Origin of the sequence: Polaribacter sp. Hel1_33_96 (assembly GCF_002846595.1) — a bacterium.
Classification (GTDB): Bacteria; Bacteroidota; Bacteroidia; order Flavobacteriales; family Flavobacteriaceae; genus Polaribacter.
This window is the reverse complement of record NZ_PJMV01000001.1, coordinates 1,451,852-1,469,082: the sequence shown is the minus strand read 5'-3', so window position 1 is coordinate 1,469,082 and position 17,231 is coordinate 1,451,852. Positions and strand designations below refer to the sequence as shown.

General features: G+C 29.2%; 12 protein-coding genes. 10 read left to right on the top strand and 2 right to left on the bottom strand.

Features of this window, described 5'->3' with window-relative positions:
- The first annotated feature begins 68 nt into the window (after positions 1 to 68).
- The 3 genes from ATE90_RS06525 (at position 69) to gap (ending at position 6,630) form a co-directional block, all read left to right on the top strand.
- Positions 69 to 4,469, top strand: a complete 4,401-nt coding sequence (locus tag ATE90_RS06525) for a translocation/assembly module TamB domain-containing protein (RefSeq protein ID WP_101451088.1) — start codon at positions 69 to 71, stop codon at positions 4,467 to 4,469.
- Positions 4,470 to 4,621: 152 nt separating this feature from the next.
- Positions 4,622 to 5,608 (top strand): 6-phosphofructokinase, encoded by a 987-nt coding sequence (gene pfkA / locus ATE90_RS06520; protein ID WP_036786082.1) that lies wholly within the window; start codon positions 4,622 to 4,624, stop codon positions 5,606 to 5,608.
- Positions 5,609 to 5,628: 20 nt separating this feature from the next.
- Positions 5,629 to 6,630, top strand: coding sequence for a type I glyceraldehyde-3-phosphate dehydrogenase (gene gap, locus ATE90_RS06515; RefSeq protein ID WP_036786085.1), 1,002 nt, complete (start codon positions 5,629 to 5,631; stop codon positions 6,628 to 6,630).
- Between the two features lie 81 nt (positions 6,631 to 6,711).
- Here the strand turns inward: gap and ATE90_RS06510 are convergent, their stop codons facing one another.
- Together ATE90_RS06510 and ATE90_RS06505 are read right to left on the bottom strand one after the other, a co-directional pair.
- Positions 6,712 to 7,092 carry a Rid family detoxifying hydrolase gene (locus ATE90_RS06510; protein WP_036786087.1) on the bottom strand — a complete coding sequence of 127 codons (381 nt, stop codon included), beginning with the start codon at positions 7,090 to 7,092 and terminating at the stop codon, positions 6,712 to 6,714.
- 61 nt (positions 7,093 to 7,153) lie between these two features.
- The gene (locus tag ATE90_RS06505; protein WP_180335182.1) at positions 7,154 to 9,841 is read right to left on the bottom strand and encodes a putative LPS assembly protein LptD; all 2,688 of its coding nucleotides are present in this window, start codon (positions 9,839 to 9,841) and stop codon (positions 7,154 to 7,156) included.
- A gap of 92 nt (positions 9,842 to 9,933) precedes the next feature.
- On the opposite strand from ATE90_RS06505, the gene ATE90_RS06500 reads away from it, so the two are divergent.
- The 7 genes from ATE90_RS06500 (at position 9,934) to menA (ending at position 17,225) form a co-directional block, all read left to right on the top strand.
- The gene (locus tag ATE90_RS06500) at positions 9,934 to 11,031 is read left to right on the top strand and encodes an N-acetylmuramoyl-L-alanine amidase (RefSeq protein WP_101451086.1); all 1,098 of its coding nucleotides are present in this window, start codon (positions 9,934 to 9,936) and stop codon (positions 11,029 to 11,031) included.
- A gap of 54 nt (positions 11,032 to 11,085) precedes the next feature.
- Complete coding sequence (locus ATE90_RS06495; RefSeq protein ID WP_036786092.1) at positions 11,086 to 12,051, top strand: MlaD family protein; 966 nt, start codon at positions 11,086 to 11,088, stop codon at positions 12,049 to 12,051.
- 31 nt (positions 12,052 to 12,082) lie between these two features.
- A complete protein-coding gene (locus tag ATE90_RS06490) occupies positions 12,083 to 13,399 on the top strand; it encodes a (Fe-S)-binding protein (RefSeq protein ID WP_036786095.1) in 1,317 nt (438 codons plus the stop codon).
- A gap of 119 nt (positions 13,400 to 13,518) precedes the next feature.
- On the top strand, positions 13,519 to 14,298 hold the full coding sequence (locus ATE90_RS06485; protein WP_036786098.1) for a (Fe-S)-binding protein: 780 nt from the start codon (positions 13,519 to 13,521) through the stop codon (positions 14,296 to 14,298).
- 5 nt (positions 14,299 to 14,303) lie between these two features.
- On the top strand, positions 14,304 to 14,813 hold the full coding sequence (locus ATE90_RS06480) for a PH domain-containing protein (protein WP_101451084.1): 510 nt from the start codon (positions 14,304 to 14,306) through the stop codon (positions 14,811 to 14,813).
- A complete protein-coding gene (locus ATE90_RS06475) occupies positions 14,806 to 16,305 on the top strand; it encodes a PH domain-containing protein (protein ID WP_036786104.1) in 1,500 nt (499 codons plus the stop codon). The genes ATE90_RS06480 and ATE90_RS06475 overlap by 8 nt, the downstream gene beginning before the upstream one ends.
- Entirely contained in the window at positions 16,296 to 17,225 is a 930-nt protein-coding gene (gene menA, locus ATE90_RS06470; protein WP_036786107.1) for a 1,4-dihydroxy-2-naphthoate octaprenyltransferase, read from the top strand. Before ATE90_RS06475 ends, menA begins: the two co-directional genes overlap by 10 nt.
- Positions 17,226 to 17,231: the final 6 nt, after the last annotated feature.

The window sequence follows — 17,231 nt, the reverse complement described above, 5'->3', positions numbered from 1 at the left end:
AAAAAATCATCAAAAAAGCAGGAAAAAAAATACTAACGTGGCTAGGGTACATTGCACTCTTCTTACTGTTGATTAGTATTTTACTTTCCATACCTGCAGTGCAAACTAAAATAGGAAATTATGTAACCAAAAGAATCAACAAAAATTTGGGTACAAATCTCAATATTGAAAAAATAGATTTATCTTTTTTGGGAAGTGTGCAATTAAAAGGCGTTGAAATAAGAGATCATCATAAGGACACTTTGATTTTTGTAAAAAGATTAAGGACTTCACTTTTAAATGCAAAAAAAATTATAGAAAATGAAGTAAACTTAGAGAGTGTTTCTCTAGATGGTGCAAATTATCATATGAAAACCTACAAAGGTGAAGAAGACGATAATATGTCAATATTTATTGCTTCTTTTGACGATGGTACCCTGAAAGACTCTTTAAGTAACCCTTTTATTTTAAGGGCATCAAATGTGTATGTGAATGAATTAAATTTCAAAATAATTAATGCGAATAATAAAGATTCTATAAATTATGCTGTTAAAAATATTGGAGGAAATTTACAAAATTTAGCAATTGTTGGACCTAGTGTTGCAATAGATATTCGAGGTTTATATTTTTCTGATTTATTCGGGTTAGAAGTTACTAATTTAACTACAAACTTCTCTTATTCCCCTAATGCAATGCATTTTAAAAATACGAGACTTCAAACAAAAAAAACAAATATTAAGGGAAATATTGATTTCATTTACAAAAGAGAAGATTTAAAATACTTTAATGATAAAGTAAAGATTAAAGCTCGTTTTGGTAAAAGTAAAATTGCAATAGAAGACATTCAGAAATTTTACAAAGAACTAAGTGGAAATGATATTTTAGATTTTCAAGGAAATGTTACTGGTCAGCTAAATAATTTTGACTTAACAAAGCTTAACATCTCTTCTAGAAGTGGAATAAAAGTTCAAGGAAAGTTATCATTTGTAAATTCGATAGCAAATGAAAGAGGTTTTGTTTTTGATGGGGATTTAACCAATTTAACAGCAACTTATAAAGAGTTGAAAAATATTTTACCAAACGTTTTAGGTCAAAATTTACCAACAGAATTTGATAAATTTGGTAAATTTACCTTAAAAGGAAAAGTAAGAGTTACCCCAGATAAAATGCAGGCAACTGTAAATGTAAGTTCAGAAATTGGCGCTGCCATTGCTGATTTACAAATTTCCAATGTTGGAGATATAGATTATGCAAAATATAATGGTGAAATAGAATTAAATAATTTTGATCTTGGATACTTTTTTAATGATCCGTTGTTTGGTACTATTTCTTTAAAAGGTGATGTAATTGGGAGTGGTTTTAAGATAGATAATATCATGACTTCGTTTATTGGTGAAGTTTCTGAATTTCAATTTAAAAATTATACTTACAAGAATATTGCGGCTAATGGGCAGTATCAAAACAATAAATTTGATGGAGACTTAATTATTGCAGATGACAATTTTAAAATGAATTTTAAAGGGTTAGCAGATTTGTCCTCTGCAATTCATAAATTCGATTTTAGGTCGGATATTGAATATTTAAATCTTAGAGAAACAAATCTTTTTATTAGAGATAGTATTGCTGAATTAAAAGGTAAAATTGAGTTGGATATAGAAGGTAATACTTTTGATGACATTATTGGAAATGCTATTTTTAAAAACGTTTTTTATACGAATCAAAAAAAAGAATTTAGTTTTAAAGAATTTAAAGTTTCCTCTTCTCTAAAAGATAGTATAAAAAGAATTGATGTTGAATCGAAAGATATTGCAAATGGATACATAACAGGTAAGTTTACCTTTTCGGAATTACCAAAAGTTGCACAAAATGCTTTGGGTAGTATTTATTCAAATTATCAAAGTTTTGAGGTTGCTCCAAATCAGTTTTTAGATTTTAATTTTACAGTTTACAATCAAATCGTAAATGTGTTTTTTCCAGAAATTTATATCGATGATAAAACTAAAATTAAAGGAAAAGTTAAATCGAATAAAAATCAATTAAAACTAACATTTTTATCACCTAGAATAGATTTATATGGTAATGAATTGAAAGATGTTTTATTAAGGACAGACAATCAAAATCCTCTCTATAATTCGCATTTAACAGCATCAGAATTTAATACTAAATATTATAATGTATCTAAGTTAAACTTATTAAATTTAACTCAAAATGATACCTTATTTTTTAAATCTGTATTTACTGGAGGAAAAACGAAAAATGAAAACTTTAACTTGGATTTTTTCTATACAATCAATCCAGAAGCAAAATCCGTAATTGGGTTTCAAAAATCAACTTTTGTTTTTAAAAATAATGCTTGGGAAATTAATCCCAATAAAGAAAATCCGGATAAAATTATTTTTGATTTAAAAAAGAATGAATTTAATTTCAGCAAATTTAAATTAGTTTCAGGAGAGCAAAAAGTCGAATTTACAGGAAAGTTGAAAGGGAATTCAGAAAAGATGTTATTAGCCGATTTTACAAAAGTAAAATTACAAAGCTTTTTGCCAGAAATTGATAGTTTGTCTTTAAAAGGAAAAGTTTCTGGGAACATAGATTTTGTTCAAAAAGATAAGGTCTATAATCCTGAAGCAGTTTTAGTTATAAAGGATTTTGAGGTAAATGATTTTAAACAAGGAGAATTAGCAATCAATATTAAAGGAGATAATTCTTTTGAGGAGTACAATGTAGATTTATTTATTAATAATGATAAAGTAAAAAGTATTGCAGCTACTGGAGCTATAGATTTCTCTAATTCAAGACCGCTAATAGATTTAGATGTTTATTTAGAAGAATATGCTTTAGAAGCCTTTAGTCCTTTAGGAAAAGATGTAATTTCATCTATAAGAGGAAGTGTTTCAGGGAATTTTAATCTAAAAGGGTTTTTAAGAAACCCGGATATGGAAGGAACTTTACGTCTTAAAAATGCAGGTTTAAAATTTCCTTATTTAAATATAGATTATGATTTTGAAGGTGAATCCATTATTTCTTTGATGCAGCAATCTTTTATTTTAGAAGACATAAAATTACAAGATATAAAGCATAAAACTAAAGGTAGATTATTGGGTAGTATTTCTCATCAAAATTTTGAAAAGTGGTTTTTAGATTTAGAAATTGATACGAATAATTTATTGGTTTTGGATACACAAGACAAAGAAGAAGCTAGCTATTTTGGGACAGCTTTTATGAATGGAACTGCAAGTATTTCTGGCTTAACAGATCAATTAACTATAGATATTAATGCGAAAACTAATCCAGGAACTAAGTTTGTAGTGCCTTTAAAAGATATTGAGACAGTAAATAGTTACAAGTTAATTTATTTTAAGTCCAATAAAATATTAGTTGAAGATAAGCAAAGAGAGATAGCTCAAGAAGCCTTAAAAGGCTTGTCTTTAAATATTGATATAGAAGTAACAAAGGATGCGGAAGCACAAGTTGTAATTGATGAGATTAATGGAAGTCAGTTAACAGGAAGAGGCTTTGGTAATTTACAAATAAGAATTAATACTAGAGGGAAGTTTAATATGTTTGGAGATTATACTATAAATAGTGGTGTATATGATTTTAAATATGGAGGTATCATTAATAAGCCTTTTGTAATTCAAAAAGGAGGAACAGTCTCTTGGAACGGAGATCCTTATGAAGCTAATTTGGATGTTACAGCAATATATAAGGCCAAAGCAAACCCTGCAATCTTATTAGAAAATTTTAGCTCAAATAGAAAGGAAGAAATAGATTTAGTAACTAAAATTACTGGAGGTTTATTTAGTTCTAAACAAGAATTAGATATCGAATTAACAAATGTAGATCCAACAATTGCAAGTGAATTAGAGTTTATTTTAAATGATAATGATGTAAATGAAAAAACTACTCAATTTATTTCGTTATTAGCTTTTGGAACATTTAGAAATCCTGATGTAGTCAATTTTGATGTAAATAACACCTTAACAAGCACAGCCTCAAGTGCAATTGCAGCAGCATTTTCTAGTTTATTAAATAGTCCAGATAGTAAATTTCAACTAGGGGTGGATTATCAGCAAGGAGAAAGAGGAAATGATGTTGATCGTTTAAATATAGACAATCAAGTAGATGTGTCTGTAAGTACTCAAGTTAGTGATAGGGTAATTATTAATGGTAAAGTTGGAGTGCCCGTTGGAGCACAAACACAGTCTAGTGTTGTAGGTGAAGTAAAAGTTGAAGTATTACTAAATAAAGAAGGTAATTTTAGAGGAACCATTTTTAATCGTCAGAATGAAATACAATACTCGGCAGAAGAGGAGGGTTACACACAAGGTGTTGGTTTATCTTATCAAGTAAATTTCAATAATTTATCTGGATTATTTACTAAAATTGGTTTGAGGAATAAATCAAAGAATAAAAAGATTAAAAAATTAAAAAAAGATTCCTTAAACCTCAAAGCAAATAAGTTAATTAATTTAAACAAAAATAATTAACTTATTTTCCTTTTAATTTTTATTTGAAAGAAACGAAAACCTTGTCGATTTAATAACTCTATTTCCCTTTTAAAATTGAGGGTTTAAGGCTAAAACGATTTCGTAGTTTTATTATTTTAAATCACTAAAAAGAGTTAATTTTACACAGTTAAATTATGAAGAAAATTAGAAAAATAGGAGTCATGACTTCTGGAGGAGACTCTCCTGGAATGAATGCAGCAATTAGGTCTGTTGTAAGAACATGTGCTTTTTATGGTATAGAATGTGCAGGTATTTATCGAGGATACCAAGGAATGATTGAAGGTGATTTTATAGAATTAAATGCGCGTAGTGTAAAAGGTATTATTAATAAAGGAGGAACTTTTTTGAAATCTGCAAGATCAAAGGATTTTAGAACCAAAGAAGGTAGAGAAGAAGCACACAAGCAATTAAAAAAAGCGAATATAGATGCTTTAGTTGTTATTGGTGGAGATGGAAGTTTTACTGGGGGATTAGTATTTAACCAAGAATTTGGTTTCCCGGTCATGGGAATTCCAGGAACTATTGATAATGACATTGCAGGAACTTCTCATACATTAGGTTATGACACAACTTTAAATACAGTTGTAGATGTAATTGACAAAATTAGAGATACAGCATCATCTCACAATAGATTGTTTTTTGTAGAGGTAATGGGCAGAGATGTAGGTCACATTGCATTAAATGTTGGTGTAGGAGCTGGAGCAGAAGAAATTTTAATTCCAGAAGAAGATTTAGGCTTAGAACGTTTGTTAGAGTCTTTAAGAAGAAGTAAAGAATCTGGAAAGTCTTCTAGTATTGTTATTGTTGCTGAAGGAGATAGAATTGGTAAAAACGTTTTTGAATTAAAAGATTACGTAGAAGAAAATTTGCCAGAATACGAAGTTAGGGTTTCTGTTTTAGGACATATGCAAAGAGGGGGTTCTCCTTCTTGTTTTGATAGAGTCCTTGCCAGTAGAATGGGAGTAAAAGCAGTAGAAAGTTTGTTAGAAGGTAAATCAAATTTAATGGTTGGTTTAATAAATGATAAAATTACTGTGACGCCCTTAGAAAAAGCAATAAAAGGACAATCAAAAATAAATAAAGAATTAATAAGAGTTTCAGATATAATGTCTGTTTAGAAAAAATAAATATAAATAATATGATTAAAGTAGGAATTAACGGATTTGGAAGAATAGGAAGATTAGCATTTAGATCTTCTGTTTTAAGAGATAATGTTCAGGTAGTAGCGATAAATGATTTATTGGATGTAGATTATTTAGCTTACATGCTAAAATACGATTCAGTTCACGGTAAATTTGATGGAACTGTTGAAGTAAAAGATGGTAAATTAGTTGTAAACGGAAATGAAATCAGAATTACAGCAGAAAGAGATCCAGCAAATTTAAAATGGGATGAAATTGGTGCTGAATACGTAATTGAATCTACCGGGTTTTTCTTAACAGAAGAAACTGCAGGGAAACATTTACAAGCTGGTGCTAAGAAAGTAGTATTATCTGCTCCTTCTAAAGATCACACACCAATGTTTGTAATGGGTGTAAATAATACAGAATTAACAGCCGATCAACAAATTTTCTCTAATGCGTCTTGTACCACAAATTGTTTATCTCCTATTGCTAAAGTACTGAATGACAATTGGGGAATTTCTGAAGGTTTGATGACAACTGTTCACGCTGCTACGGCAACTCAAAAAACAGTCGATGGTCCTTCTATGAAAGATTGGAGAGGTGGACGTTCTGCTATACATAACATTATTCCTTCTTCTACTGGAGCTGCCAAAGCCGTAGGTAAAGTAATTCCAGCTTTAAATGGGAAATTAACAGGTATGGCGTTTAGAGTTCCAACTATGGATGTTTCTGTTGTAGATTTAACAGTTAAATTAGAAAAACCAGCTACTTATGCAGAGATTTGTGCAGCAATGAAAGCGGCTTCTGAAAGTGGTTCTATGAAGGGTGTTTTGGGGTATACTGAAGAGTTAGTAGTTTCTCAAGATTTTGTTGGAGATACTCGTACTTCAATTTTTGACGCTAATGCAGGAATTGCATTAAACGAAAACTTTGTAAAAATTGTTTCTTGGTACGATAATGAAATGGGTTATTCAACTAAAATCGTTGATTTAATTGAATATTCTGCTTCTTTGTAATAAAAAAAGTAATTCGAATGAATAAAAAACCTGATAGCATCAAAGTTATCAGGTTTTTACTTTTGTATTAAATTCATAAGCCTACTTAATTGCTATAGCGCTAATTTCTACATTTACAAATTTAGGTAAGTTTGCTACTTCTACGGTTTCTCTTGCAGGCGCTGTTTCTTCATTAAAATAACTTCCATAGACAGCATTTATCTCTGAAAAATTATTCATATCTGAAATAAAGATAGAGGTTTTTATAACATTTTCAAAAGTCATTTCTGCAGCCGCTAAAACTTCTTTCATATTTTCCATCACTTGTTTTGTTTCAACTTTAATAGAATCTAAAACCAACTCTCCATTTTCAGGGTTAATTGCAATTTGTCCAGAAGTGTATAAAGTATTTCCGCTTAAAACTGCTTGATTATAAGGTCCAATTGGGGCCGGTGCCTTTGCCGTTGTTATTATTTTTTTCATGTAATTTCAAAGTTTCAGAGTTATTATTTTTTCATTCTATTAATAGTCAATAGTTATAGAGTTAAAACAGCCTTCTATCTGGTGGTTTATTTTTGTCCCACTTTAAATCAGCTAAAGTTGAAGATTTAACACCTATAAAGAATGTGTAAGAGGAGTTTCTACCAAAAGGAACCCAATTAAAATTGAATTGCCAGCTATCCAAATCCCTTGTAAAGTTAAATCTTGAGAAGGAAAAAGCTCCGGATTTAACATCATAGCCTGAAGAATAACCAACTTTCCATTTAGGAGATAACTCAATATTTCCGCTAAAGCCCAAGGTATGCACTCCAATTTCTCCAGGTTCAACTCCATTATTCCTATAATTTGCAGAATATACTAAATTTACAGACCATGGTATTTTAGCTTTATATAAATCGGTTTTTGAAGTTTTACTTTTAGTCTGGGTGTTTTGTACTCCTCGTCTATTTGTAGGATCAATATTGGCACCCATTACATCTGGAGGATTATTAGCACCATTTCCATTTTGTCTATCATCGTTATCTTTCCCGTCTTCTTTGTTTTTATCAAAATCGGTACTAGAAATAGAATAGTTTGCAGTTAGGTTTGCATTGGTTAGCCTAAAAATATTAGGATTAAATTTATCAATTCTTCTTCCTTCATCATTAACTTGATAAGGATCTAAAGACCCATTAAAATTTAATGCTAATTTGTCATTAAGTAATCTTGTTCCAGCTGAAAAACTTACATTAGACCAACGTAAACTATCTGCAGCAATGTTGTAGGAAGAATTAAAATTTAAGTTGTTTAAAAGCATTATTTTTTCATCTTCTTCATCACTATCAGGATCTTTAGGTGCAACTTTAGCTTCTAGAACATTGTTTAAAGAAATACCTATAGAATTGCTTAACCCAGCTGACGGAGAACCATAAATTCCTTGATCAAAAATAGTATATTGTTTTAGGTCCGAAGCAAGGGCGCTTTGCTGCACCTCTTTAATATATTTATCTTTAAAATCTGGTCTATAAGAATAAGATACAGTTGGTCTAAAAGTATGTCTTATGGCTTTTAATCTTCCTTTGTTAAAGTTAAAAGTACCGTAAATATTTGTTGATAAACTTACACCCATATTATACTCTCTGTAGGTTTTAAATCCTCTTAAAGTATCCGTTACAATAACATTATCAGTAATATCATATTCTTTATTGATGTAATCAAATTGCCAAGTTTCTTCATAATTGGCAGTTGGTGATAATGTAAAATATTTAAAAGCTTTTATATTTGTACTTGTACTTGTTCTATGTTGCATTCCAGATCTTGCAGTTTCAAACATTTTACTTGTAAAGAACTCGTCATCCGTAGTATTAATCAAATACTGACCTTGCATGTTGTAATTGAATCCTAACTTTTGAATTGGATTCTTTTTAACACCACCTTTACCTGCAAAAGGATAAACTCTATTCATATTTAAGGTTAATGAAGGCAAGGTCATTGTAATAGTTTCTGTATTTGTGTTTTGCTGATGAGATGCCGTTACAGCCATGTTAAAGGGAGTGTCAACAAAAGTTTTACTGTAATTTATGGATGAGTTAAAGGTGTTATTTTGTGTTTGTGCAACATTAAATTGATTGAGTGATTCTCTAAAGAAGCTACTACTACCTAAATTAACAGAAGCTGTAAACCTTGAGTTCGGACTTGCTTTTGAATCTTGACTATGAGACCATCTAATATTAAAATTATTTGCTTTACTGTAATTGTCAAAACCTCTAATACCTTTAATAATGTTTTCAAAATTAAAACTAAAAGCACCATTAAAATGGTAGCGTTTTTTATAATTTGATGATATTCTTGAACCCCAGCTACCATTGGAATATACATCACCTAAAACAGTTAAATCTGCATAATCACTTAAGGCAAAATAATATCCTCCATTTTGAAAACCAATTCCTCTACTACTACTACCGGTATCAAAAGATGGAATTAAAAATCCAGAAACACTCGTTTCTGTCATTGGAAAATAAGCAAAAGGTAAAAATAATGGTGTGGGAACATCTGCTAAAACTAAATTACTAATACCAACAATAATTTTTTTTCCGGGCACTAATTTTGCTTTGTCTGTTGATATATAATAATCAGGATTTTTTTTATCGGAAGTTGTAAATCTTATTTTTCTAATATAGACGGTTGAATCATTTACACGTTTTGTTTTTTTACCGTATGTATACATTTCGCCTTGTTTGGTTTTTAAACCGTAAATTATAGCACGTTTACTTTTAAAGTTATAAATCATTGAATCTTGTTCAGATTCTTCATTTCCTTGCTTAAATATAGGTCTTTGAGCATAGCCTGTGCTATCTTTAATTCCTTTGGCAAAAAGTGTATTTTTCTTATAATCAATAATTATAATTCCTGCTTTTAAATCAATATCTGTATATTTTATATTTGCTTCATTATACAGAGTAACAGTCTTATCTCTTGCGTTTTGTATGGTATAGTCTTTGGCAACATGGGTTATAATGTCTTCAACACTCTCTTTAGGTTTTATAGAATCAATAGAAACTGTATCCTTGTTTCTAAGAAGTAAGCTGTCTTTTTTAGAACTATATAAAGAATCCTTTTTCTTTAAAAATATAGTGTCTTTTTTTGGTAATGCTATAATAGTTTTTTCTTTAGACTTTATATCCTGGGAAAAACTTGTCTTTATAAAAAAGAAACTGCAAAATAAAAGTATGTATGATAGGTTTGTTTGCAATGCTATAAATACTATTTTTGTAATAAAGTAAAAGTATGGCTCAATATTTGGCCTACCAAATTAAAGTTGCCAAAATTAGTTAAATTTTATTGATGAATTTTCTACAAATGAACAAATTTGATACCAAAGTGAAAAACTTGTTTTTTTTAATATTTTTTATATCATTTTTCTTTTTTTCATCAACATTTGTTTATGCTCAAAAAAGTTACACAATTGTTTTGGATGCAGGTCATGGTGGCAAAGACCCAGGCAATGAAGGGAATGGTTACAAAGAAAAAAATATTGCTCTAAAAGTAGCTTTAATTGTTGGTGATGAATTAAAAAATGATAAAGCTATTAATGTAATTTATACCAGAAGTAAAGATCTTTTTATTGATTTATGGAAAAGAGGAGATATTGCGAATACGGCAAAAGCAGATTTGTTTGTATCCATTCATTGTGATTCTCATACATCTAATGCCTATGGAGCAGGAACTTTTGTTCTGGGTTTAAGAGGAAATAAAAAGAATTTAGAAATTGCGAAAAGAGAAAATGCTGTAATACTTTTAGAAGATAATTATAAAGAAAAATATAAAGGATTTGATCCAAATTCTGCAGAATCTGTGATCGGTTTATCATTGCTGCAAGAAGAAAATTTAGATAAAAGTTTAGAAATTGCAAGTTTAATTCAAACAAATTTCACTAAGAGTTTAAAAAGGTTAGATAGAAAAGTGAAGCAAGATAATTTTCAAGTTTTACGAGAAACTATCATGCCAAGTGTTTTGATAGAATTAGGTTTTTTAACAAATAAAAACGAAGGTAGATATCTTAACTCTAAGGCAGGACAGCAAAAAATGGGGAAAGCTATTACGAATGCGATTAAAAATTATGTAAATCATTTAAAATTAAATACGGTTGTTGAAGTTTTAAAGGATGAAGAAAATTTTAAAAATAATGTTGAGTATAAAATTCAAATCGCATCTGGAAAAAATAAAATTTCAACAAAACCTTATAATTTTAAAAATCTTAAACAAGTTCAAGTAGTTAAAGTTGGTTCATATTATAAATATTATTACGGTAATGCCTCTGAATATAAAGAAGTTTTAAAAGCTTTAAAAATTGCCAAAGAAAAAGGGTATTCATCCGCATTTATTGTTGCTTTTAAAAGCGGGAAAAAAATCTCTGTTAAAGAAGCAAAGAAAATGCAGTAGTTTTGGTAGCCTCAACCAAAAATTATTAGTAATTTTGTTGTAAAATCTCTCTAAATGTCTAAAGAATTAAAAACAGGAATTGTTCTAATTATTATTATTGTTGGTTTTATATGGGGATTTAATTTTCTTAAAGGACAAGATTTTTTCAAACCAAATAAGAGGTTCTATAATGTAGAATATACGAATGTTGGTGGTTTAACAGAGGCTAGTTTAGTTACTATAAATGGATTAAAAGTAGGTAAAGTTGAAGATATAGATTTTAACGACAAGATAGAAAAAAGAGGTCATTTAGTTGTTCGGTTTTCGTTAGAAAATGATTTTGAGTTTTCTCAAAATAGTGTCGTAAAAATTTATTCTCCTAATCCATTATCCGGTTCTAATTTAGCTATTATTCCTAATTTTACCGGTGAACCAGCAGTTTCTGGTGATTTTTTAAAGGGAGAAATAGAATCAAGTTTATTTACTTCTATTGGAGAAAAATTAGATCCTATTCAAGCAAAATTAGAAAATGTAATTGTAAGTGCAGACACACTTTTTAAAAGAATTAATAGTGTTTTAGATAAGAGAACATCAGAAAGCATTAAAAGATCTGTAAAGGGTTTAGAGTTTACAATTGTTGATATTAGAAAAACACTCAGTTCTGTAAATTCAATGATAGATTCATCTTCTGTTAGTTTTAAAGAAACTTTGGTTAACACAAAAAATATAACTGAAAATTTATTAAAAGTAACAGATACTTTAGCGAACTCAAATATTGGAGAAATTATAAGGAAAGCAGAAATTTCACTGACATCTGTAAATTCTTTATTAAAAGGTATGGATGAAGGAAAAGGTACTTTGGGTAAACTGATTAATGATGATGCTATGTACAACAACCTAACAAATGTTTCTAAAGAATTGGAATATTTGCTAAGAGAAATAAAGCTGAATCCAAAGAGGTTTGTGCATTTTTCTTTATTTGGTAAAAGAGCAAAATCTTTTAACGAAGAGAATAATAAAAATAACAAAACCAATCAATAAGATTCGTTTCAAAAAATATATTTAAAACATTATGCCATATTTACCAAACATTCTCTTTGCAATCGCATTAACTGCTGGTATCAGTTTTTTTGTGATGAATATTCGTAAAATTTTTAGAAATATAAAGCTAGGAAAAGATATAGATAGGACAAATAATAAGTCAGAACGTTTAAAAAACATGATGAGGATTGCTCTTGGGCAATCTAAGATGGTGAAAAGACCAGTTTCTGGATTTCTCCATATTATAGTGTATGTTGGCTTTGTCATCATTAATATTGAAGTTTTAGAAATTATTATTGATGGTTTATTTGGAACGCATAGGATTTTTAAAGATATTTTAGGTGATGGATTTTATGGGTTTTTAATAAGTTTTTTTGAGATATTAGCAGCTTTAGTTTTTGTAGCTGTTGTAATTTTTTGGTTGCGTAGAAATCTCGCAAACATTAAAAGATTTTTGAGCAAAGAAATGAAAGGTTGGCCTAAAATAGATGGAAATATAATTTTATATTTCGAAATGGTTTTAATGACACTTTTTTTAGTGATGAATACTACTGACACTCCATTTCAAGAGGCAGGAGTGGGAAATGTTATAAGTCAATTTATTGTCCCATTATTTGATGGGTTTTCTCCGGAAACATTGCATGCAATAGAAAGAACTTCTTGGTGGATTCACATTTTAGGCATTCTAGTTTTCTTAAACTACTTATTTTATTCAAAACATTTGCACATTTTGTTAGCATTCCCAAACACATTTTTTGCAAACTTAAATCCAAAAGGACAATTCACAAATTTAGAATCTGTTACCAATGAGGTAAAATTAATGATGGATCCAGATGCAGATCCTTATGCAATGCCAGAAGAAGGAACAGAAGAAACTGTGCCCGAAAAATTTGGTGCAAGTGACGTTGCTGATTTAAATTGGGTTCAATTATTAAATGCATATACGTGTACAGAGTGTGGAAGGTGCACATCAGCTTGTCCTGCAAACTTAACGGGTAAAGAGCTTTCTCCAAGAAAAATCATGATGGATACACGGGATAGATTGGAAGAAGTTGGTAGAAATATCGATGCAAATAAAGGGACTTATGTTGATGATGGAAAGCAATTATTAAACGATTATATTTCACCAGAGGAATTATGGGCATGTACAAGTTGCAATGCTTGTGTAGAAGAATGTCCGGTAAATATAGATCCATTATCCATAATCATGGATATGAGAAGGTATTTAGTGATGGAAGAAAGTGCCGCACCCCAAGAATTAAATATGATGATGACCAACATCGAAAATAATGGTGCTCCATGGCCATACAATCAGCAAGATAGATTGAATTGGGCGAATGAAGAGTAGTAGTTTATATTGCAGCTTTTAAAGTAGTATTTATCATGCAGTAACTGATTTAAAAATAAGATAAATTAGAGTCAAAAGAAGTATAACATCAACATATAAACAATTTAAACATCAAAATTATGAACGTACCAACAATGGCAGACATGATGGGGAAAGGTAAACAACCAGAAGTGTTGTTTTGGGTTGGCGCAGCTGGAAGTTATGATGATAGAGCAAAAAAAATATCGAGAGCATTCGTAAAGATATTGCATCAAGCAAATGTAGATTTTGCAGTTTTAGGAACTGAAGAATCATCCACAGGTGATGCGGCAAAAAGAGCAGGAAACGAATTTTTGTTTCAGATGCAAGCAATGATGAATATTGAAGTTTTAAATGGGTATGAAGTTAAGAAAATTGTTACTTGCGATCCTCACTCATTTAATACCTTAAAAAACGAATATCCAAGTTTAGGAGGTAAGTATGAAGTTTTTCATCATACGCAGTTTATACAAAATTTAATTTCTGAAGGTCGTATAAAAATTGATGACGATACTCTCAAGGGAAAAAGAGTGACTTTTCATGATCCTTGTTATTTAGGAAGAGCCAATGAGGTATATGAGTCTCCAAGAGATTTAATAAAAAGGTTGGGTGTGAATCTTACAGAAATGAAACGGAATAAAGCGACAGCTTTATGCTGCGGTGCAGGAGGTGCTCAAATGTTTAAAGACGCGGAGAAAGGTGACAAAGAAATTAATGTTTTAAGAACAGAAGATGCTCTAAAAACCAAACCAAACATTATTGTAACCGGCTGTCCATACTGCAATACAATGATGACCGACGGAATTAAATTTAAAGAAAAGGAAGCTGAAGTTTTAGTAAAAGATATTGCAGAGTTAATAGCTGAAGCTAATAAATTGTAAATACAATGGCAGTTTTTTTTAACAATATAGTTTTAGAATTACCTGACATTACTAAAATTGAGTTTAAAAAGATCGATAGAAAATATTTTAAGGTAATCCTTGTTGTTTATTTTCTATTTTTTATATCACTTTTTATAGGTTTAGTTTTACTGCATCAATTTTTGTTTTTGGAGGAGTTGAAAGCATACATAATTCTTTTGTATACATTTTTTATAATTATTTTCGGATTTATTTTTTTGTATTTAAAGCTAGGTTTTCCAATGAAAAAATATGCATTAAGAGAAAGAGATATTTCTTATAAATCAGGATTGTTAATTAAGAAAATAACAACAGTACCTTTTTCAAGAATACAACATGTAGAAATTGATGAAAAACCTATTTCACGCCTCTTTGGATTAGCATCTTTAAGTGTTTACACTGCTGGAGATAGTAGTGATGATTTAGTTGTTAAAGGACTAAAAAAAGAGGTTGCAATTCAGCTTAAAGAATTCATTATTACAAAAATTGATGAATAATTCCTTTGATTTTTCTAGCTTTTCAAAACAATCTCCTAAAGGAATTTTTGTTATTTACATTAATTCAATTATAAAATGTATAAAGGTAACTTGGATTCTCTTATTTCTTATTTTAAAAGATTTTTCAGAAATTTCTGATGGTAGATTAAATTATATGTATGCTGGTGTAATACTCATCTTAGTTTTTCTTTTAATAAGAGCTTATTTGGTTTTTAAAAACTTTCAATTTAAAATTGCAGAAGAACATTTTATATTGAAGCAAGGAATTCTAAAAAAAACCAATACATCTATTCCTTTAGAAAGAATACAGAATGTAAATTTTAAACAGAATATTATTCAGCAAGTTATTGATGTTTTTGAAGTAAGTTTAGAAACAGCAGGTTCTAGTAAGACAGAGATTGCAATCAGAGCAGTATCTCTGGAAAAGGCAACTGCATTGAAAGAAATCATAACAAAAGTTTCTAAAAAAAATGAAGAGATAGATTATACAAAAGAATCAAAACCTTTAATTCATGTCAGTTTTTTAGCGCTTTTAAAAGTGAGTTTAACTCAAAATCACTTGCAAAGTTTATTTTTATTTTTAGCGATTGTTTTAGGTTTTTTTCAACAAATTCAGCAAATTTTTGATAGTTTAGGTAATAGAGATTTATTGGACGGATTTATAGATAAAAATACAAATGCTATTTCTAGCAGTATTTTAATTATTATAATTTGTATAATTATTTTAACTATAAGTGCATTAATAAGTTCTTTTGTTCGAGTATTTCTTATTCATTTTAATTTAGTTGCATATCTAAAAAAGGATGCTTTCGAAATTAATCAGGGTTTATTAACAAAGAAATCTATAGTTTTAAAAAAACAGAAAGTACAAAGTATTACCATTTCTACAAATCCTATTAAAAGACTTTTTGGCATTTCGTTTATTACTTTCAAACAAGCTGTTAGTGGTAAAATAAATGTTAAAAAAAATAAACTCATTAGAATTGTGGGTTGCAAACGAAATCAAGTAGAAACTGTTAAATCAAGCTTATTTAACACAGCTCAGCTTGAAAATTCTGAAAAGAAACGAACAGATAACTATTATAAAAAACGATTGTTTTTTATACTTTCATTTTTTACAATCACTTTATATACAGTTTTAGTCTATGTTGTTGATTCTTTAGAAGTTTTGTATTCTGTAGTTGTGATCGCACCTCTAATTATATTTTTGATACTTAAAAAAGTGGAAAAGCGTTATTATAAAATTTCGGAATCAATGCTCCTCGTGGGAAGTGGTCTATTAGAAACTCATTTAACTTATTTAGAAATTTTTAAGGTTCAGAATATTAAGATGAAACAAAATATTTTTCAAGAAAGAAGTAATGTTGCAGATCTTATTCTACAGACTGCTTCAGGGAAAATTAAGATTCCTTGTATTCATTTTAACGATGCAATACAAATTTATAATCATACTTTATTTAAAGTTGAAACAAGCAAAAGTTTATGGATGTAAAAAGTTTTATAAAAGCAGCACGTTTAAGAACTTTGCCTTTATCTGTTTCTGGTATTATTGTTGGAAGTATTCTTGGCAATCAATTACGTTATAATCATTCAGTATTAAATGATGCACCTTCTGTCTTATTATCTAGCACTTTCTGGTTGGCCATTTTAACAACAATGGGGTTTCAAATATTATCAAATTTTGCCAACGATTATGGAGATGGAATAAAAGGTTCGGATAAAAATAGAACTGGAGAAGCAAGAATGGTGGCATCAGGAGCAATTACACCAATGCAAATGAAAACTGCGATGATACTGACTACAATTATTACTTTAATAATTGCATTATTACTTATTTATGTAGCTTTAGGAAAAGAAAATTTCGGATATTCCATTTTGTTTTTCGGCTTAGGAATTATATCAATTACAGCAGCTATAAAGTATACAGTTGGTAATTCAGCTTATGGTTACAGTGGTTTTGGAGATGTCTTTGTGTTTCTATTTTTTGGATTATTAAGTGTTGTAGGAAGCTATTTTCTATTCACAAAACATATTAATATAGCCATATTTTTGCCTGGAATTTCAATAGGAATGTTAAGTACTGCGGTGTTAAATTTAAACAACTTAAGAGATAGAGAAGAAGATAAAAAGAATAACAAAAATACGTTAGTTGTTAAATTTGGAAGTGACAAGGCAAAAAAATATCATTACTTTTTAATAATAGGAGCTTTAGCATCATCTTTACTGTATGTCTTTTTAGATTTTAAATCGTTGTATCAACTAATTTTTTTGGTTTCTTTTGTTCCTTTAATTAAAAATATTAAGACAGTGGCGCAGAATAAAGTTCCTGCGAAATTAGATAGTGAACTTAAAAAAGTAGCATTAAGTACATTTTTATTTGCTGTTCTTTTTGGAATTGGCCAAATTTTTTAATCCATA